Below are 18,365 nucleotides of genomic sequence, written 5' to 3'. Positions count from 1 at the left end.
AAACGACAGCGTGTCGCTCGCTTGGAGTGGTTCTTGCGGGTTGGCTGCCCGGGGCCGACCTGGGTCGGTGCTCACGTCGGACAACCCGAAGGACTATACGGACCGCCGATTTGCGTGTCAACCGCGCTCCCTCGGCGTAGTCCCCGGTCATGACCGCGCCCGCGTGCACCTTCCGGTGGTGGGCCGCCTGACGGCGGCCGGCAGTCACGCGCGCATCCACGGCCGCCGCCTCGGCGGCCGTTCTCCTTCCTCCTCAGAGGGGCGGCCCGGCCCACCGGCCGCGGTGGCTCCGGCAGGAGCAGGGAGACGGGCACGCCCGGCTCTCCTGTCTGCTCGAGTGCACCGCCACGGACGGCGAGATGCGGCGGATGATCCAGTACAAGGAGAAGGGCGCACAGGCGAGGGCCGCGGGGGTGGGCGTGCGGCTTTCCCTGCTCACGTACCCGGTGCTGATGGCGGCGGACATCCTGGCGTACGCGACGGACGAGGTCCCCGTGGGCGACGACCAGGCACAGCACGTCGCTGATCGACGCGTGGCAGGGAAGCGGCCGTCCGGTCGTCTACGTGCGGCACGACTCGTCGAGCGCGGAGTCGCCCCTGCGGCCCGGCCACCCGGGCAACGGGTTCAAGGACTACGTGGAGCGCAGGAGGGGGAGCGGCGGAGGACCGGAACTGCTGGTGACGAAGACCGTGAACTCCGCGTTCTACGGGACGCCGGATCTGGCGCGGTGGTTCGGGTCCCAGGGGGTGCGCCAGTTCGTGGTCGCCGGGATCCAGACCAACATGTGCGCGGAGACCACGGCGCGGATGGGCGGGAACCTGGGGTACGAGGTGCTGTTCGCGCTGGACGCGACCCACACCTTCGACCTCGAGGGGCCCTTCGGCTGGCGTCTGGAGGCCGATGAGCTGGCGCGGGCCACCGCCGTGTCGCTGCACGGCGGCGGATTCGCTTCGGTGGTGTCGACGGACGGGCTGGTGGCCGCCGCGGGGAGGTGAGCCCCTGTCCGGGGCGTGCCCCGACCGGAGGTGGCCGTGAGCCGCCTCCGGTCGTGCCGGTGGCCGCCGGGGCATCGGAGCCGGCGGGTCCGCGGTCGCGAAGCCGTGGCGGACGCCGGCCCCCGGCGTCGCCGGACTCGGCTGTGCGGCCGCCCGCCGTCATCCGTTGCCGGAGGCGAGTTCGCGGCTGCGGTCGCGGGCCGCTTCGAGCGCGGCGATGAGTGCGGCGCGGACGCCGTGGTTCTCGAGTTCCCGGATGGCGTTGATGGTGGTCCCCGCCGGGGAGGTGACGGCCTCGCGGAGCTTCACCGGGTGCTCACCGGAGTCGCGGAGCATCACCGCGGCACCGATGGCAGCCTGGACGATCAGGTCGTGGGCCTGGGCCCGCGGCAGGCCGAGCAGGATGCCCGCGTCGGTCATGGCCTCGACCAGGAAGTAGAAGTAGGCGGGGCCGGAGCCGGACAGGGCGGTGGCGGCGTCCTGCTGGGACTCGGGGACCCGGAGGGTCTTGCCCACTCCACCGAAGATCTCCTCGGTGTGGGCCAGGTGCTCGGCGGTGGCGTGGCTGCCGCCCGAGATCACCGACATGCCCTCGTCGACGAGGACGGGGGTGTTGGGCATGACACGGACGACGGGGGTGTCGGGGGCGAGCCGGCTCTCGATGGTGGCGGTGGTGATACCGGCGGCGGCGCTGATCACGAGGCGGTCGGCGGCGACGTGGGGGGCGAGTTCGTCGAGGAGCCTGCCCATGTCCTGGGGCTTGACGGCCAGGATCAGTGTGTCGGCGCGCTTTGCGGCGTCCGCGTTGGTGACGGCTCCGACGCCGTAGCGGGTGCGGAGCTCCTCCGCGCGGTCGGCCCGGCGGGTGGTCACCAGCAGGGCCGAAGCGGGCCAGCCGGCCCGGATCATGCCGCTGAGCAGGGCCTCGCCGATCTTGCCGGTGCCGAGGACTGCGACTGTCTGGGTCATGCGGGTCACCTCACCGGGGTGGTGCGCGTGCGTATGGGGTCCGTCCGGGTCCGTCCGGGTCCGTGACCGGTCGCTCCCGGGTTTTCACGGACAGGGACATCCTCGCACCGGGCCCGCCGCGGTGTCGGCGCCGTCCGAGGGGCGGTCACGCGGTGCGGCGGCGGAGCGTGGCCGCGCCGAGGAGGAGGACGAGGAGCGCACAGGCGGAGACGACGAGTACGTCGCGGACGAAGTCGGCGGTGACGTCGGTGCGCCGGAGTACCTCGTTCATGCCGTCCACGGCGTACGACATGGGCAGCACGTCCGAGAGGCCCTCGAGGACGGGCTGCATGGTGTCGCGGGGGGCGAAGAGACCGCAGAGGAGGAGCTGGGGGAAGATCACGGCAGGCATGAACTGGACGGCCTGGAACTCGGATGCGGCGAAGGCGGAGACGAACAGGCCGAGAGCCGTGCCGAGCAGTGCGTCCAGCAGCGCCACCAGCAGCAGCAGCCAGGCCGAGCCGGCGACGTCGAGGCCGAGGAACCAGACCGAGAGCCCGGTCGCCAGGGCGGACTGGACGACGGCGAGCAGGCCGAAGGCGAGTGCGTAGCCCGCTATCAGGTCGGCTTTCCCCAGGGGCATGGCGAGCAGGCGTTCGAGGGTGCCGGAGGTGCGCTCGCGCAGGGTGGCGATCGAGGTGATCAGGAACATCGTGATCAGCGGGAAGATGCCGAGCAGCGAGGCGCCGATGGCGTCGAAGGTCTGCGGGCTGCCGTCGAAGACGTAGCGCAGCAGGAAGAGCATCAGGCACGGCACCAGGAGCATCAGGGCGATCGAGCGGGGGTCGTGCCGCAGCTGCCGAAGTACGCGGGCGGCGGTGGCGAGGGTACGCGACGGGGAGAGCACCGGAAGCGGATGCGGGTCGGCGGCCGCCTTGGCCGTGGAGGACGGGTCGGCGGCCGCCTTGGCCGTGGAGGACGGGTCGGCGGCTGCCCTGGCCGTGGGGGACGGGTCGGCGTTCATCGGGCCTCCTCCTGGAGGGCGTCGGCGGAGTCGACGAGGTGCAGGAATGCCTCTTCGACGGTGGCGGTGCCGTGGCGGCGGCGGAGGGCCTCGGGGGACCCGTCGGCGAGGAGTTCGCCGTCTCGCAGCAGGAGCAGGCCGTGGCATCGCTCGGCCTCGTCCATGACGTGGGAGGAGACGAGGATCGTGGTGCCGCGTTCGGCGGCGATGCGGTGGAAGAGGTCCCACAGGTCGCGGCGCAGGACCGGGTCGAGGCCGACGGTGGGTTCGTCGAGGACGAGCAGGTCGGGCGTGCCGAGGAGGGCGACGGCGAGGGAGACGCGGCTGCGCTGCCCTCCGGAGAGCCTGCCCGCGAGCGCGCCGGCGTGCGCCGTGAGGTCCACGTCCGCGAGGGCCTGGGAGACCTGGTGCCGTCGACGTTCGGCGGCGGCGCGGCCCGGGTCGAGGACCGCGGCGAAATAAGCGAGGTTCTGGCGGACGGTCAGGTCGTCGTAGACGGAGGGGGCCTGGGTGACATAGCCGATGCGGGAGCGCAGCGCGGCGTGGCCGGCGGGCCGGCCGAGGACGTCGAGGGTTCCGGTGACCCTGGCCTGGGTGCCGGCGACGGCACGCATCAGGGTGGACTTGCCGCAGCCGGAGGGGCCCAGGAGCCCGGTGATCCGGCCCGGTGGCACGTCGAAGTCGAGGTTGCGCAGGACGGGTCGGGGGCCGCGGACCACGGTGAGGGCGCGCGCGTGGACGGCCGGTGCCGGAGGGCCCCCCGATGGATTATTCATCACGCGATGAATAATCCATCCGGAGGAGGTGCCCGTCAAGGTGCGCGGCCGGGAGTCAGGACATGCCCGGCACCAGCGGGACGGCCCAGGGGCGACGGGCGGCGGTCCGCAGCACACCGACGGTGGAACGGACGACCTGCTCCTTGACCCGGGCGGCGAGACGCCCCGTCAGAAAGCGGTCGCGAGGACTGTCGTCCGGCCGGACGAACTGGACGAGCCCGTCGCGGCGGCCGAGACTGACGCACTGGATCAGATAGCCGTAGTCGAAGGTGCGCGGCCCCCGCCCGCGGAGTTCGGAGATGATCGACGCGGCGGTGTGCGAACCCATGGGCATCGCCGTCGCGCAGGCCATCCGCAGCGCGCCCGCCCTGGCCGAACTCGCCGCGGCGGCGTCCCCCGCGACGTACACCTCCGGGTACACCGTCGAGCGCAGGGTGCCGTCGACCCGGACCCGGCCCGAGGAGTCGAGCGGGAGACCGGCCGCCGCGGCGAGTTCGGCGTTGGGGACCATCGAGGCCGCCCAGACGACCTCGTCGGCGTCGGCCGACCCGGGGTCCTCGATCCGCCGGCCCTCCTCGATCCGAACGCCCCGCGCCCTCAGCACGCCCAGCACGTGGTCGCGGGCACGCGGGGAGAAACCCGAACCGACCCCTCCCTCCGAGTGCAGGCTCACCCGCCACTCGGGCCGGGCCTCGGCGAGTTCGGCGGCGAACTCGATCCCGGTCAGCCCGCCGCCGACGACCGCCACCGAGCCCGGGCCGTCCTGGAGGCGCTTGGACAGGTCGGCGGCGGTCTCGGCGGTGTGGGCGGTGTGGGCGCGTTCGCCCGCGGGCGCGGTACGGCTGCCCAGGGCGTATACGAGCCGGTCGTACGGCAGCCTCCGGCCGTCGTCCGTCGCGACCACGCGGCCGGCCGGATCGATCGCCGTGGCCCGCGCCGCGATGTGCTCGATCCCCTCGGGGTGGAGGAAGCCGGAGAGCGGGTGGCTCACATCGGGGCGGACTCCCGCGGCCAGTTCGTGGAGCCGTACGCGTTCGGTGAACCGGTGGCCGGGGTCGATCAGGCCCACCCGGGCGTGTGGAGCCAGCCGGAGGGCGGCGGTGAGCCCGGCATAGCCGGCGCCGAGGACAAGGACGCGGGGGCGGTCGCCGCTGCTGTGTGTCGTCATACCCATGGGACGGCGCAGCGCCGCCGGATGTGACACGGCGGGGAGGGTCCGGTGGCGGGCCGGCCGGTGGACCGGGCGAAGCGCAGCCCGCCGGACCGGCCGACACACCGGCCCCGGGCGGCGCGGCCGCCGCCGGACGGGCCCACTGCGCCGCTCCCGGGTGGTCGCGAGCGGGCTCCGGGATGCGCCGATCGCAGGCCTCGGGGGGCATCGGGCCCTCGGCGAACGGCTGCCGGCCGATCGCCCGGCAGCACCGGCAGCACCGGCAGCAGCGGCAGCAGCGTGTGTTCGCGGGCCGGGTACGGGTGCGGCGGACGGGAGGAGGACGGGTACGGCAGGACGCCGGCGGCGTCAGGCCCGGCCGCATGCCGCGCGCTGCCGCACGGCGCCCTGCCCTACCGTCCTGCCGTACGGCGTCAGGCCCCGAGGCCGCACCCGTCCCTGCCGTACCGCCACCTGCCGTACCGCACCGTGCCGCTCGGCACTGTGGCGAGCGGCACGGTGCGGTACGGCGTCCGTCCTGCCGGTCACCACGGCGGCCCGTCTCATCTGCGCCTGGGTTTCCTGCGGGCCCCCGGGTTCCCGGTGCGGGCGCCCTGGCGCTTCTCGTACCGGGCGAGGGCCGTCTCGTACTCCGCGCGCCGCAGTTCCTCCCCCGGCGCCTCGGTGAGGGAGCGGAGGAAGTAGGCGAGCAGCGCCCCGATGAAGCCGATCATGCGCAGACTGCGCAGGGACTCCTCGCGCGCCGGGTCGTCCGGGCGGCGGGAGAAGCCCTCCCAGGTCTTGCGGAAGGCGACGGCGCTGCACACCGAGAACGTCACGATCAGCAGCAGGTCGACGAAACCGCCGACCCGGGCGGTCTCCAGGCCCTGGTAGGCGAACCGCAGGACGAGGCACCCGGCGACCGCCGCGGCGAGCGACCCGGCCGCGACGGCGACACGGCGCAGTCCGTAGCCGCCGTCGTGGTGGACCCAGGTGGTGCCGAAGAACCGGATCTCCTCGGGCCTCGGCCCGGCACGGCCACCGCTCCCGGCGCCCGGCCGGCCGTCGGGACCGTCCGCGGAGCCGGGTGGACGGCTGCGGCGGGGGCTGTCTTCGCGGTTCTCGCTCACGCACCCGATTATCCCCGGCCGCCCACCGCCCGGCCGGGGGCGGGGGCGGGCGCACGGTCGGACTCAGCGCACGCGGTCGGACCCAGCGCACGGCGACGTGTCCCGTCGCCGCCGGATTCCCCACCGGCGGGGCGGTGGGGCGCGGTGGGGCGGCCGGCGGGAACGGGGGGCGGCCCGCTCGCTGGGCGCGGGGCGCCCGGTGCGGGCGATCGCGCGGCGCGGGCAGGAGAGCGCGGCGGTCCGCCGCGACGGCCGACGGCGCGGTATGGGGGCCGCTCTCCGGCGTCCGAACGGCTGCCGGGGGATGATGCCGGACGTTCGCGGCGGCCCGCGGGCTTCGGAAACCCGCCCGAGGCGGCCGGATGCGGCGGGATCCCCGAGGGGCGGGGAGGTACGGGGAGTACCGGGAGGTACGGGGAGTACCGGGAGGTACGGGGAGTACCGGGAGGTACGGGCGCGGCCGAGCCCCGCCGGCGTCGGCGGGGCTCGGCCGGGTGACCGGTGTCAGCCGAGCATGTCCACGTCCCGCACCGCGCCCTTGTCCGCGCTCGTCGCCATCGCCGCGTAGGCACGCAGCGCCGCGGAGACCTTGCGTTCGCGGTTCCCCGGCGCGTAGACGCCGCCCAGGGCCTCGCGGCGGGCGGCGAGAATGGCGTCGTCGACGAGGAGTTCGATGGAGCGGTTCGGGATGTCGATGCGGATGCGGTCGCCGTCCTCGACCAGGGCGATCGCGCCGCCGGACGCGGCCTCCGGGGAGGCGTGGCCGATGGACAGGCCCGAGGTGCCGCCGGAGAAGCGGCCGTCGGTGATGAGCGCGCAGGCCTTCCCCAGGCCGCGGCCCTTGAGGAAGGAGGTCGGGTAGAGCATCTCCTGCATGCCGGGGCCGCCGCGCGGGCCCTCGTAGCGGATGACGAGCACGTCGCCCTCCTTGACCACCTTGGAGAGGATCTTGTCGACCGCCTCCTCCTGCGACTCGCAGACGACGGCCGGGCCCTCGAAGGTCCAGATCGACTCGTCGACGCCCGCCGTCTTCACGACGCAGCCGTCCTCGGCGATGTTGCCCTTGAGGACGGCGAGGCCGCCGTCCTCGGAATAGGCGTGCTCGACGGAGCGGATGCAACCGCCCTCGGCGTCGACGTCCAGCGACTCCCACCGCTCGGACTGCGAGAAGGCGGTCGCGGAGCGGACGCAGCCGGGGGCGGCGTGCCACAGCTCGACGGCCTCGGCGGAGGGGGAGCCCCCGCGCACGTCCCAGGTCTTGAGCCAGTCGGCCAGCGACGCCGAATGGACGGTGTGGACGTCCTCGTTCAGCAGCCCGCCCCGGTACAGCTCGCCGAGGATGGCGGGGATGCCGCCGGCCCGGTGGACGTCCTCCATGTAGTACGTGCCGCCGGGGGCGACGTTCGGCGCGACCTTGGCCAGGCACGGCACCCGGCGCGATACGGCGTCGATGTCGGTGAGGTCGTAGTCGAGCTCGGCCTCCTGGGCGGCGGCGAGCAGATGGAGGATCGTGTTGGTGGAGCCGCCCATGGCGATGTCGAGGGCCATGGCGTTCTCGAAGGACTCACGGGTGGCGATGTTGCGCGGGAGGACGGACTCGTCGCCCTGCTCGTAGTAGCGCTTGGTGATCTCGACGACCGTGCGGCCCGCGTTCTCGTACAGCGCCCGGCGGGCGGTATGGGTGGCGAGGACCGATCCGTTGCCCGGAAGGGACAGGCCGATGGCCTCGGTCAGGCAGTTCATCGAGTTGGCGGTGAACATGCCGGAACAGGAGCCGCAGGTGGGGCAGGCGTTCTCCTCGATGCGCAGCACGTCCTCGTCCGAGACGTTCTCGTCGACCGAGTCCACGATGGCGTTGATCAGATCGAGCTTGCGGACCGTGCCGTCGACGAGGGTGGCCTGGCCGGCCTCCATCGGGCCGCCCGAGACGAAGACCGCCGGGATGTTGAGGCGCATGGCGGCCATCAGCATGCCGGGGGTGATCTTGTCGCAGTTGGAGATGCAGATCAGGGCGTCGGCGCAGTGGGCCTCGACCATGTACTCCACGGAGTCCGCGATCAGGTCGCGGGACGGCAGCGAGTAGAGCATGCCGCCGTGGCCCATGGCGATGCCGTCGTCGACGGCGATGGTGTTGAACTCGCGCGGCACCGCCCCCGCCGCCAGGACGGCGTCGGAGACGATCCGGCCGACCGGGGCGAGGTGGGTGTGCCCGGGGACGAACTCCGTGAAGGAGTTGGCGACCGCGACGACCGGCTTGCCGATGTCCGCGCTCGCTACGCCCGAGGCCCTCATCAGGGCGCGGGCGCCCGCCATGTTGCGGCCGTGGGTGACTGTGCGGGACCTCAGCTCGGGCATCGTCGCTCGCTCCTTCAGACAGTTCTGGCTCAGACGAGCCTACGCCGGTGCTCCAAGATCTGGACGACATGTCCGGAATACGGGACGACGGTCCGCCCTTCGGTCAGCTCCACGGCGGGGCCGCGCGGCCCGCTCGACCGCACCGCCGTACGCGCGCCAGGCCGCACCCGCCGCACCGCCGTACGCGCCGAGCCGCACCCGCCGTACGCGCCAGGCGGCGGCTCCGGCGGGGCGGACCAGGGCTTGCCGAAGGCACCGGGCGGGCGCCGACTGCACCGGGCAGACGCCAGGTGCACCGGGCCGGGGCCGGAACCGGCCCGGGCCTGAGCCCCGGATGGGCCGCCGCCCGCCGGCCACGGACCTCGACCGCCGAGACCGGGCCGGTGCCCCCGGGCCCGGGAAGCCCGTGCGGTCCGCCCCGCTCAGGCCGAGGTCAGATACCTCTGGAGCGTCGGCGCGACCATCCTGATGATCTCCTCCGGGTCCACCGTGGCCAGCGGCTCCACCTGGACCACATACCGCAGCACGGCAATGCCGATCATGTGCGAGGCGGCCAGCTCGGCCCGGAGCTTCGGGTCCGGGACGTCCAGGTCGGCCGCGATCCGTTCGAGCAACCGCCGCAGGACGAAGCCGCGCAGCACCTTCGCGGCCGCCTCGTGCGTCAGGGCGGACCGGAGGATCGCGAGCAGCGGGGCGCGCGTCGCCGGGTTCTCCCACACCCCGATGAAGTAGCGGGCCAGCCGCTCGCCCACGCCGTCCCTGCCCTCGCCGAGGATGGCGGGCACCACCAGCGCGGGCTCGAAGGAGACCTCGATGGCGGCCGCGAAGACCTCGTCCTTGGTGCCGAAGTAGTGGTGGACGAGAGCGGGGTCGACCCCGGCGGCCTTGGCGATGCCCCGGACGGAGGTCTTGTCGTACCCGCGCTGGGCGAACTCCGCGCGGGCCGTCTGAAGGATCCGCTCCCGCGCGGCGGGCCCCGTCTCGGCCGCGGTGCGGGCCGGCCTGCCGCGCCGCCTGGGCGCTCGGTCCGTCATGATCCGCCCGGGCCCGCCGCGCCCGGGGGGCCGCCCCCGGACGGTGCGCTCGCCGAGGCCAGATGCAGCCGGGTGAAGGCCAGCGCCTCGGCCAGGTCGGCCTCGCGCTCCGCGGCCGACATCGCCCGCCGGGTGTTGACCTCGATCACCACATGGCCGTCGAAGCCGCTGCGGGCCAGATGCTCCAGCAGCTCGGCGCACGGCTGGTCGCCGCGCCCCGGCACCAGGTGCTCGTCCTTCGCCGAGCCCTTCCCGTCCGCGAGGTGCACATGGCCGAGCCGGTCGCCCATGCGGTCGACCATGGCGAGCGTGTCCGCGCGGGACGTGGCCGTGTGCGACAGGTCGATCGTGAAGTGCCGGTAGTCCTCTTTGGTGACGTCCCAGTCGGGGGCGTAGGCGAGCATCTCCCGGTCCCGGTACCGCCAGGGGTACATGTTCTCGACGGCGAAGCGGACGTCCGTCTCGTGCGCCATCCGCCAGATTCCGGAGACGAAGTCCCGGGCGTACTGCCGCTGCCACCGGAACGGCGGGTGGACGACGACGGTCGAGGCACCCAGCTTCTCGGCGGCGGCCCGGGCGCGCTGGAGCTTCACCCAGGGGTCGGTCGACCACACACGCTGGGTGACGAGCAGACACGGTGCGTGCACGGCCAGCACCGGTATCCCGTGGTAGCCGGAGAGCCGGCGCAGCGCCTCGATGTCCTGGCTGACGGGGTCGGTCCAGACCATGACCTCCACACCGTCGTAGCCGAGGCGCGCGGCGATCTCGAAGGCCGTCGCCGTCGACTCCGGATAGACGGAGGCCGTCGACAGGGCGACCTTCGCATCCGGGATGCGCACCACTGGTTCTGCCACGTGGGACAGATTACGGGCCCGCATCAGAAGGCGGGGAGGTGATCCAGCCTCCGCAGGATCACCCCCTCGCGGAGCGCCCAGGGGCAGATCTCCAGCCCGTCGACGCCGAAGAGGTCCATCGCACCCTCCGCGACCAGCGCTCCCGCCAGCAGCTGGCCGGCCCGGCCCTCGGAGACACCGGGCAGGGTGGCACGCTGCGTCGCCGTCATCGCGGCGAGCTTCGGCACCCATCCCTCCAGCGACGTCCGGCCCAGTTCCCGCGAGGTGTAGAGGCCCTCGGTGGAGCGGGCGGCGCCCGCTATCCGGGCGAGCTGCTTGAACGTCTTGGAGGTGGCGACGACGTGGTCCGGCCTCCCGAACCGGGTGAACTCGCCGACCGTGCGGGCGATCTGCGCCCGCACATGGCGGCGCAGTGCGCGCACGTCCTCCGGGTCGGGCGGGTCGCCGGGCAGCATCCCGGCGGTCAGCCGTCCGGCGCCGAGCGGCAGACTGACGGCGATGTCCGGGTCCTCGTCGATCCCGTAGGCGATCTCCAGCGAGCCGCCTCCGATGTCGAGGACCAGCAGCTTGCCCGCCGACCAGCCGAACCAGCGGCGGGCGGCCAGGAAGGTGAGCCGGGCCTCCTCGTCGCCGCTCAGGACCTGGAGGTCGATCCCGGTCACCGCCTTCACCCGCGACAGGACCTCGTCGGCGTTGGCGGCCTCCCGCACGGCCGATGTCGCGAAGGGCAGCACGTCCTCGCAGCCCTTGTCCTCGGCGGCCTGCTGGGCCTTCTCGAGCGTGGAGATCAACCGGTCGACGCCGTCGGGGTGGATGGCTCCGTCGTCGTCGAGCAGCTCCGCCAGGCGCAGTTCCGCCTTGTGGGAGTGGGCGGGCAGCGGCCGGGCGCCGGGGTGGGCGTCCACCACCAGGAGGTGCACTGTGTTCGAACCGACGTCGAGGACTCCGAGTCTCATGTGCGGAACGCTACTGCGGCGACCCGCATACGCTGGAGTCGTGCCAAAGACGAAAAAGGCGAAGCAGGACAAAGACCGGCCGAAGAAGCCCAAGGTCAGCCCTCACTCCCCCTCGCACGCCGAACCGGACGAGAAGGGCCTGGACTTTCCGCGGGCCTGGGTCGAGTTCCCGGACCCCTCGGACGGCGAGCAGGTCTTCCGCTGCGACCTGACCTGGCTGACCTCCCGCTGGAACTGCATCTTCGGCAGCGGCTGCCAGGGCATCCAGACGGGCCGGGCGGACGACGGCTGCTGCACGCTCGGTGCGCACTTCTCCGACGAGGAGGACGAGGAGCGGGTCGCCGGTCATGTGGCGCGTCTCACTCCGGAGGTCTGGGAGTTCCACGACGTCGGCCGCGCGTCGGGCTGGGCCGAGGTCAACGAGGACGGGGACCGGCAGACCCGGCGGTGGAAGGGCTCCTGCATCTTCCAGAACCGGCCGGGGTTCGCGGGCGGTGTGGGCTGCTCCCTGCACATCCTGGCGCTGAGGGAGGGCCGGGAGCCGCTGGAGACCAAGCCCGACGTGTGCTGGCAGCTGCCGATCCGTCGGACGTACGAGTGGATCGACCGGCCGGACGACACACGGGTCCTCCAGGTGTCGATCGGCGAGTACGACCGCAGGGGCTGGGGTCCGGGAGGCCATGATCTGCACTGGTGGTGCACGTCGGCGACCTCGGCGCACGGGGCGGGCGACCCGGTGTACGTGACCTACCGGCCCGAGCTGACCGAGCTGATGGGCAAGGCCGCCTACGACGTGCTCGTGGAGCTGTGCGAGGCGCGGCCGGCCTCGCAGCTGCCGCTGCTGGCACCGCACCCGGCGGATCCCTCTGGGCCGGGTCGCGCGGCCCAGGGTCCCGGGTGACCGGAGCCGTACGGACCCCGTCCCGCGCGGCCGGACCCCGCTCGGCCGGATCCGGGCGGCCGGCACCTGGCGGAGGGGCCGCGTCCGCCGTGCGGGACACCGCTGGATCCGCGAAGCGCGTGGAGCGGCACCGGGGCGGGGGCGGGCCGCCCGGATCCGGCTGCACGGTAGCGGCCGCCCTCGCGGCGGGGAGACGGCCGCCACCTGACGGTCCACCGGAGGCACGGCGCCTTGCGGTCCCGGTACCGGGGGAAACGCCTCGTCAGCCGGGCGCGGCCGGGGCCTCGCTCAGGGGCTCGGCCGAGGGCGGAGGCTCGGACGGCGGCGTGGGCTCCGGCGCCGGTGGGGGCGCCCCGGGTGGCGGAGGCCCGGTCTGCGGCGGCTGCGTGGACGGCGGAGGCTCCCACGGCGACGGCGGCCCGGACGCCGGCGGAGGCTGAGTGGACGGTGGCTGCGTGGACGGTGGAGGCTGCGACGGCGGCCCGGTCTGCGGCGATCCCTCGCCGCGCATCTGCAGGACCGTTCCGGCGGGGTCGATGCCGATACGGGCGCTCCACTGACCAGACGGTTCCGCCGTGCGGTCCACATGGACACGGACGATGACCGACTCCCCCGGCGACAGCGTGCCCGAGGTGAGGTCGGCGTAGAGCCACCGCGCGTCCGTCCACAGTGACCAGGGGACCGGGGCGTCACCCGAGGCGGCGAGCGTGAGCAGCACGGACCCTCCGTACGTTCGCGCGTCGACGGAGATCCGGCCGGCACCGCGGCCCGCCGCACCGGCGGAGCCGGGCGGGGCGCCGGGGCTGAGCACCTCGACGGTGACTCCCCCGGCCTCCGGGCCCGGCAGACCGACGGCGAACCGGGGGTCCGGACCGTCCGGGTGCGCGTTGCCGGCGTTCTCGTAGCGGTCGTACGGCGCACCCCCCGTCGACTGCGGGTCGTCGGCCTCGCTCGCGGAGACCGCGGGGCCGTCGTGCGCCTCGCCGGCCGGGGAGTCACCCCGGTAGGACGCCCAGAGTGCGAGCACGGGCGCGGCGACCACGGCCGCGACCACGGTCGTGGTGACGGCGCGGGACCGCAACCGGCTCCGCCGGGCGGCGTGGTCCTTGGGGTCCAGCGGGAAGCCGTCGCGTCCGAAGCGGGGCGCGGTGGCGCGGGCACGCGGTACGTGCAGCATCGCCGCGTGTGCCTCTTCCCGGGGCGCGACGGCCAGGGGGAGCGTGCCGGGGGTGGCGGCGGGGGTGGCGGTCGAGCCCGGCCACGGTCCCCCGGCACCCGCCCGCTCGGCGGCGCGGCGACAGCGCGGACAGTCGTCGACATGGCGGACGAGTTCGCGTCGCAGGGCGGCGGAGAGCAGCACCCGGCGGTCCTCGGTGAGCCGGGCGACCGAGGGGCAGTTCCCGGTCTCGACGACGGCGAGGGCCGCGCGGGTGCGCTCCACCTCACAGGCGGCGGACGAGAGGAGTTCGCGCGCGGCGGCCGACTCCATCCCCAGCACGGCGGCGACGCCGCGGGGACCGAGCCGGTGCCGCACGGCCAGTTCCAGCGCCTCGCGCTGCTCGGGGGTGGTGCCCGCGGCCTCCGGCCAGGCCAGCCTGGCGAGTTCCGCCCGGTGCCGCTCCTCGGCCTCCGGAGACGACGGAGCCGACGGAGCCGACGGAGCCGACGGAGTTGACGGAGTTGACGGAGCCGACCCAGACGACCCAGACGACCCAGCCGGCGGGTGCGACGGGGGCGACGCAGCCGACGGGGTCTCGTCCCGCCCCTCCGGTGCGGCGGCCCCCGAGGTGCGTCCCCCGGTCCCCGCCGCGTGCCCGCGCGTGCGGGCCGAGTGCGCCCCGGGACCCCGGCGCCGGCGGCGCTGCTCTCTCAGCCTGCGCAGGCAGGCCCACCGGGCGAGCGCGTACAGCCAGGCTTTTCGGTGCTCCTCGTCGGCGGGGCCGCGTCCGTGGTGCCGCTCGGCGGCGGCGAGGACCTCCCCGAGCGCGGCCGTCGCTGCGCCGTGGTCGCAGAGCACGGACAGGCAGTAGGTGAACAGCCCGTCCAGATAGGGCTCGTACCGCGCGGGCGGGGTCTGCCCGAGCGTCGGCCGGGGCGCACGGCCGGGTGCGCGGTGTGCACCGGTGGTTTGCGCGGGGGGCTCCAGCATGCTGCTCGTCACCCGGCGACCGTAGGCAGGGGTTGGCACACCCTTCGCGCGACTTGAGCACATTTAATCCATACGGGTGAAGTGATCCCTCGAAAGAGAACAGCAGCATTTGCCACCGTGCGGGTGATTGTGCTTATCAACGTGGCCTATGCGCACCGCATGTGCGTCCGTCACCGGGCAGGCGTGCCGCCCGACCCGGGACCGGTCCCCGGTTACCGGTCGCCGGTCCGGGCACCCGGTTCGGCACCCGGTTCGGCACCCGGTTCGGCACCCCCGGGCGCGTTGTCGGTGTCCGGCGCTACGGTTTCCCGCATGGCTGCCCGTACGAAGACCTCCAAGGACCGGCCGTCCTACCGCTGCACCGAATGCGGATGGACGACCGCCAAATGGCTCGGCCGCTGCCCCGAGTGCCAGGCCTGGGGCACGGTGGAGGAGTACGGGGCGCCCGCGGTCCGCACGACCGCCGTCGGCCGGGTCACCAACGCAGCGCTGCCCATCGGGCAGGTGGACGGCCGGCAGGCGACCGCCCGCACGACCGGCGTCGACGAGCTGGACCGGGTGCTCGGCGGCGGGCTGGTGCCCGGCGCCGTGGTGCTCCTCGCGGGCGAGCCGGGCGTCGGCAAGTCGACGCTGCTGCTGGACGTCGCGGCGAAGGCGGCGAGCGACGAGCACCGCACGCTCTATGTGACGGGTGAGGAGTCCGCGAGCCAGGTCCGGTTGCGTGCCGACCGGATCGGCGCGCTCGACGACCATCTGTACCTCGCCGCCGAGACCGACCTGTCCGCGGTCCTCGGCCATCTCGACGCGGTCAAGCCGTCCTTGCTGGTCCTCGACTCCGTCCAGACGGTGGCCTCGCCCGAGATCGACGGGGCCCCGGGCGGGATGGCCCAGGTCCGGGAGGTCGCGGGCGCGCTGATCCGCGCCTCGAAGGAGCGGGGCATGTCCACGCTGCTGGTGGGGCACGTCACCAAGGACGGCGCGATCGCCGGCCCCCGGCTGCTGGAGCACCTCGTGGATGTGGTGCTGCACTTCGAGGGCGACCGGCACGCCCGGCTGCGTCTCGTACGGGGCGTCAAGAACCGCTACGGGGCGACGGACGAGGTGGGCTGCTTCGAGCTGCACGACGAGGGGATCACCGGACTCGCCGATCCCAGCGGGCTGTTCCTCACCCGGCGGGACGAGCCGGTGCCGGGCACCTGCCTCACGGTGACCCTCGAGGGCCGCCGCCCGCTGGTCGCCGAGGTGCAGGCGCTGACCGTCGACTCGCAGATCCCCTCGCCCCGGCGCACCACCTCCGGGCTGGAGACCTCGCGGGTGTCGATGATGCTGGCCGTGCTGGAACAGCGAGGGCGGATCAGCGCCCTGGGCAAAAGGGACATCTACAGTGCGACCGTCGGCGGTGTGAAGCTCTCCGAGCCGGCGGCGGATCTCGCGGTCGCCCTGGCGCTGGCCTCCGCGGCGAGCGACACCCCGCTGCCCAAGAACCTGGTGGCGATCGGCGAGGTGGGCCTCGCGGGCGAGGTGAGACGTGTCACGGGGGTCCAGCGGCGGCTGGCCGAGGCGCACCGCCTGGGCTTCACCCACGCGCTGGTCCCGTCCGATCCGGGCCGGGTCCCGCCTGGTATGAAGGTCACGGAAGTCGCCGACATGGGCGACGCGCTGAGAGTGCTCCCGCGCGGGCGCAGAGCGGAGGCCCCACCGGCGGACGGCCCGCGCCGGTAGACTTTGCCCTGGTCTCGCCCGCCCGTACGAGCCGGAGGAGTGCAGTGGCAGCCAACGACCGGGGCTCAGCACCCGGAAAGTCCGGCGGAGGCCCCGGGGGATCCGGCACGGACGCGCTGATGCGCGCCTCGCTCAGTGCGGTCGCCCCGGGCACCGCCCTGCGTGACGGCCTCGAGCGCATCCTTCGGGGCAGCACGGGCGGCCTCATCGTCCTGGGGATGGACAAGTCGGTCGAATCCATGTGCACGGGCGGCTTTGTGCTGGACGTCGAGTTCACCGCGACCCGGCTGCGCGAGCTGTGCAAGCTCGACGGGGCGCTGATCCTCGACAAGGACATCACCAAGATCCACCGAGCCGGTGTGCAGCTCGTTCCCGACGCCTCGATCCCCACCGAGGAGACCGGTACCAGGCACCGCACCGCGGATCGCGTGTCCAAGCAGTGCGGCTTCCCCGTCGTCTCCGTGTCCCAGTCGATGCGCCTCATCGCGCTCTACGTGGACGGTGAGCGGCGGGTCCTGGAGGAGTCCGCGGCGATCCTGTCCCGGGCGAACCAGGCGCTGGCCACGCTGGAGCGCTACAAGCTCCGGCTGGACGAGGTCGCCGGCACGCTGTCGGCCCTGGAGATCGAGGACCTGGTGACCGTCCGCGATGTCACCGCCGTCGCGCAGCGCCTGGAGATGGTGCGCCGGATCGCCACGGAGATCGAGCAGTACGTGGTGGAGCTGGGCACCGACGGCCGGCTCCTCGCGCTCCAGCTCGACGAGTTGATCGCCGGCGTGGAGCCGGAGCGCGGACTCGTCGTCCGCGACTACGTCCCGGAGCCGACCGCCAAGCGCTCCCGCACGGTCGACGAGGCACTCGCCGAACTCAACGACCTGACGCACGCGGAACTCCTGGAGCTGCCCATCGTGGCACGCGCTCTGGGTTACAGCGGATCGCCCGAGACGCTGGACTCCGCGGTGTCCCCGCGTGGTTACCGGCTCCTCGCCAAGGTGCCGCGGCTGCCAGGTGCGATCATCGAACGGCTCGTCGAGCACTTCGGCGGCCTTCAGAAGCTGCTGGCCGCCAGCGTCGACGACCTCCAGACGGTCGACGGCGTCGGCGAGGCCCGCGCCCGCAGCGTCCGCGAGGGGCTTTCGCGTCTCGCCGAGTCGTCCATCCTGGAGCGCTACGTCTAGCTGGAAGACTGCTGAAAATCCTGGTTGAGGGGCTGTCCGGCCGCCGTGGGCCGGGCGGCCCTTTCGCTGTGTGGGGCTTGTCCGGAGGGTCGCGGGACTGCCGGGTTGAAGGGCCGTGGCCGCCTGCAAGACCACGGTCTGCAAAACGCCGCAGAGCACGGCACCCCGGGCGCCTTGCAACCCACAGGATGCGGCGGCCACTTCACAGGCACCGTGCGCCTGCGCCTGCGCCTGCCCCTCGTGGGCGTGGCGGGGGTTCGGGGTGGCACGGCAGGCAGGGCGGGATGTCCTCGCGGGTGCCCTGGGCCCCGGGTGCCGGCGTCCGTGCTTCAGGGCTGGAGCCTCCTGGGCCACCCCGACCGGCAGGTCGAACGCGTGCCCCGGCTGATCCCCGGCGCGCGGGCCGAGATCATCCCCCGGACCGGCCACGGCCGCAGATCGACCACGCGGAGCCGACCAACCGGAAGATGCTCGACTTCTTGACTCCCTCCCCCGCCCGAAGGAGGGGGATCCCTACGGCTCGCGCCGTGGGGTTCTCTGCTTCATCGCCGACTGCCCGCCGGGAGTGCGCCGTTGAGGTTCTGCACCAGCTCCACAAACAGACGCCGTCAGCCCGACGGCCCGACGGCCCGCATGTTCTTCGCCGCGTTCACGTCCCGGTCGTGGGTCGTCCCGCAGCCGCACGTCCGGGTGCGGACGTTCAGCGGCACCTTGTCCCGCAGAGCGCGAGATCCTGGCCGCGATGCCGGAGGTCGACGCCGAACTGGTCCGCGAGCGGCCAGGACTGCTTCTCACCAGCGACAAGGGCTTCGCCTCGAAGACCTTCGAGCGGTCACTGTCCGCACAGGGCATCACACTGCTGCGGACGTCGCGGAAGAAGGAGATCCTGCGGCCCGGCGAGCCGATGCTCAAGAAGGTCCGCCATCTGATCGAGTCGGTCAACGACACCCTCAACGGCCGGCTCGACCTGGAACAACACGGCGGACGTACCGTCGAGGGTGTGGCTGTCCGTGTCGCTCAGCAGATGCCGGCCCTGGCCGCCGCGATCTGGCACAACTTCCAGGCCGGCCAGGCGGTCAGCCGCTCACTGACCGCCGACGGCCGCCGACGGCCGCTGACCGTATTCGGAAAGACTCGTCTGGAGACCGTCCCGCGGGTCACGAGCGACGCCGAAGCCGGACCGCATCCGCCC

General features: G+C 73.6%; 13 protein-coding genes and 5 pseudogenes. 7 read left to right on the top strand and 11 right to left on the bottom strand.

All coding sequences use genetic code 11. The features are described 5' to 3' along the window. Nucleotides 1-293 precede the first annotated feature (293 nt). Together DDQ41_RS18140 and DDQ41_RS18135 are read left to right on the top strand one after the other, a co-directional pair. Nucleotides 294-528: pseudogene (locus DDQ41_RS18140) on the top strand (tryptophan--tRNA ligase); the annotation flags it as partial. Further along, nucleotides 520-996: pseudogene (locus tag DDQ41_RS18135) on the top strand (isochorismatase family protein); the annotation flags it as partial. The pseudogenes DDQ41_RS18140 and DDQ41_RS18135, both read left to right, overlap by 9 nt. 159 nt (nucleotides 997-1,155) lie before the next feature. On the opposite strand, the gene proC reads toward DDQ41_RS18135, so the two are convergent. From proC to DDQ41_RS18090, 9 genes are all read right to left on the bottom strand, one after another. Continuing rightward, nucleotides 1,156-1,965 carry a pyrroline-5-carboxylate reductase gene (gene proC, locus DDQ41_RS18130; protein WP_109295426.1) on the bottom strand — a complete coding sequence of 270 codons (810 nt, stop codon included), beginning with the start codon at nucleotides 1,963-1,965 and terminating at the stop codon, nucleotides 1,156-1,158. Nucleotides 1,966-2,110: 145 nt separating this feature from the next. Next, complete coding sequence (locus tag DDQ41_RS18125) at nucleotides 2,111-2,968, bottom strand: ABC transporter permease (RefSeq protein ID WP_262508494.1); 858 nt, start codon at nucleotides 2,966-2,968, stop codon at nucleotides 2,111-2,113. Further along, nucleotides 2,965-3,744 (bottom strand): ABC transporter ATP-binding protein, encoded by a 780-nt coding sequence (locus DDQ41_RS18120; RefSeq protein WP_109297807.1) that lies wholly within the window; start codon nucleotides 3,742-3,744, stop codon nucleotides 2,965-2,967. The genes DDQ41_RS18125 and DDQ41_RS18120 overlap by 4 nt, the downstream gene beginning before the upstream one ends. Nucleotides 3,745-3,799: 55 nt before the next feature. Continuing rightward, nucleotides 3,800-4,912, bottom strand: a complete 1,113-nt coding sequence (locus DDQ41_RS18115) for an NAD(P)/FAD-dependent oxidoreductase (protein ID WP_109297806.1) — start codon at nucleotides 4,910-4,912, stop codon at nucleotides 3,800-3,802. A gap of 545 nt (nucleotides 4,913-5,457) precedes the next feature. Continuing rightward, nucleotides 5,458-6,024 carry a hypothetical protein gene (locus DDQ41_RS18110; protein ID WP_109295425.1) on the bottom strand — a complete coding sequence of 189 codons (567 nt, stop codon included), beginning with the start codon at nucleotides 6,022-6,024 and terminating at the stop codon, nucleotides 5,458-5,460. Between the two features lie 504 nt (nucleotides 6,025-6,528). Next, nucleotides 6,529-8,379: a dihydroxy-acid dehydratase gene (gene ilvD, locus DDQ41_RS18105; RefSeq protein ID WP_109295424.1), complete on the bottom strand. Its 1,851-nt coding sequence runs from the start codon at nucleotides 8,377-8,379 to the stop codon at nucleotides 6,529-6,531. Between the two features lie 422 nt (nucleotides 8,380-8,801). Then, nucleotides 8,802-9,413 (bottom strand): TetR/AcrR family transcriptional regulator, encoded by a 612-nt coding sequence (locus tag DDQ41_RS18100; protein ID WP_109295423.1) that lies wholly within the window; start codon nucleotides 9,411-9,413, stop codon nucleotides 8,802-8,804. Continuing rightward, the gene (locus DDQ41_RS18095) at nucleotides 9,410-10,267 is read right to left on the bottom strand and encodes a sugar phosphate isomerase/epimerase family protein (protein ID WP_109297805.1); all 858 of its coding nucleotides are present in this window, start codon (nucleotides 10,265-10,267) and stop codon (nucleotides 9,410-9,412) included. The genes DDQ41_RS18100 and DDQ41_RS18095 overlap by 4 nt, the downstream gene beginning before the upstream one ends. 23 nt (nucleotides 10,268-10,290) lie before the next feature. Further along, complete coding sequence (locus DDQ41_RS18090; RefSeq protein WP_172607802.1) at nucleotides 10,291-11,223, bottom strand: Ppx/GppA phosphatase family protein; 933 nt, start codon at nucleotides 11,221-11,223, stop codon at nucleotides 10,291-10,293. A 40-nt stretch (nucleotides 11,224-11,263) separates the two neighbouring features. Here DDQ41_RS18090 and DDQ41_RS18085 point away from each other — a divergent pair, with 40 nt between their 5' ends. After that, complete coding sequence (locus DDQ41_RS18085; RefSeq protein WP_245991439.1) at nucleotides 11,264-12,124, top strand: hypothetical protein; 861 nt, start codon at nucleotides 11,264-11,266, stop codon at nucleotides 12,122-12,124. Between the two features lie 262 nt (nucleotides 12,125-12,386). Here DDQ41_RS18085 and DDQ41_RS18080 read toward each other — a convergent pair whose 3' ends face one another. Continuing rightward, nucleotides 12,387-14,273 (bottom strand): hypothetical protein, encoded by a 1,887-nt coding sequence (locus DDQ41_RS18080; RefSeq protein ID WP_109295422.1) that lies wholly within the window; start codon nucleotides 14,271-14,273, stop codon nucleotides 12,387-12,389. Between the two features lie 312 nt (nucleotides 14,274-14,585). Here DDQ41_RS18080 and radA point away from each other — a divergent pair, with 312 nt between their 5' ends. The 3 genes and pseudogenes from radA to DDQ41_RS32560 all read left to right on the top strand — a co-directional run. Then, the gene (gene radA, locus DDQ41_RS18075) at nucleotides 14,586-15,995 is read left to right on the top strand and encodes a DNA repair protein RadA (protein ID WP_109295421.1); all 1,410 of its coding nucleotides are present in this window, start codon (nucleotides 14,586-14,588) and stop codon (nucleotides 15,993-15,995) included. A gap of 44 nt (nucleotides 15,996-16,039) precedes the next feature. Next, nucleotides 16,040-17,173: a DNA integrity scanning diadenylate cyclase DisA gene (disA, locus tag DDQ41_RS18070; RefSeq protein ID WP_109295420.1), complete on the top strand. Its 1,134-nt coding sequence runs from the start codon at nucleotides 16,040-16,042 to the stop codon at nucleotides 17,171-17,173. 324 nt (nucleotides 17,174-17,497) lie between these two features. Continuing rightward, a pseudogene (locus DDQ41_RS32560) lies at nucleotides 17,498-17,655 on the top strand (alpha/beta fold hydrolase); the annotation flags it as partial. Nucleotides 17,656-17,686: 31 nt separating this feature from the next. Here the strand turns inward: DDQ41_RS32560 and DDQ41_RS32555 are convergent. Beyond that, nucleotides 17,687-17,895, bottom strand: a pseudogene (locus DDQ41_RS32555) (zinc ribbon domain-containing protein); the annotation flags it as partial. On the opposite strand from DDQ41_RS32555, the pseudogene DDQ41_RS32550 reads away from it, so the two are divergent. Next, nucleotides 17,877-18,269: pseudogene (locus DDQ41_RS32550) on the top strand (IS982 family transposase); the annotation flags it as partial. The pseudogenes DDQ41_RS32555 and DDQ41_RS32550 overlap by 19 nt on opposite strands. Between the last annotated feature and the right edge of the window lie 96 nt (nucleotides 18,270-18,365).

The sequence above is a fragment of the Streptomyces spongiicola genome (assembly GCF_003122365.1).
GTDB classification, from domain to species: Bacteria; Actinomycetota; Actinomycetes; order Streptomycetales; family Streptomycetaceae; genus Streptomyces; species Streptomyces spongiicola.
The sequence above is the reverse complement of the archived record's forward strand: the minus strand, read 5'-3'. Positions and strand labels throughout refer to the sequence as shown.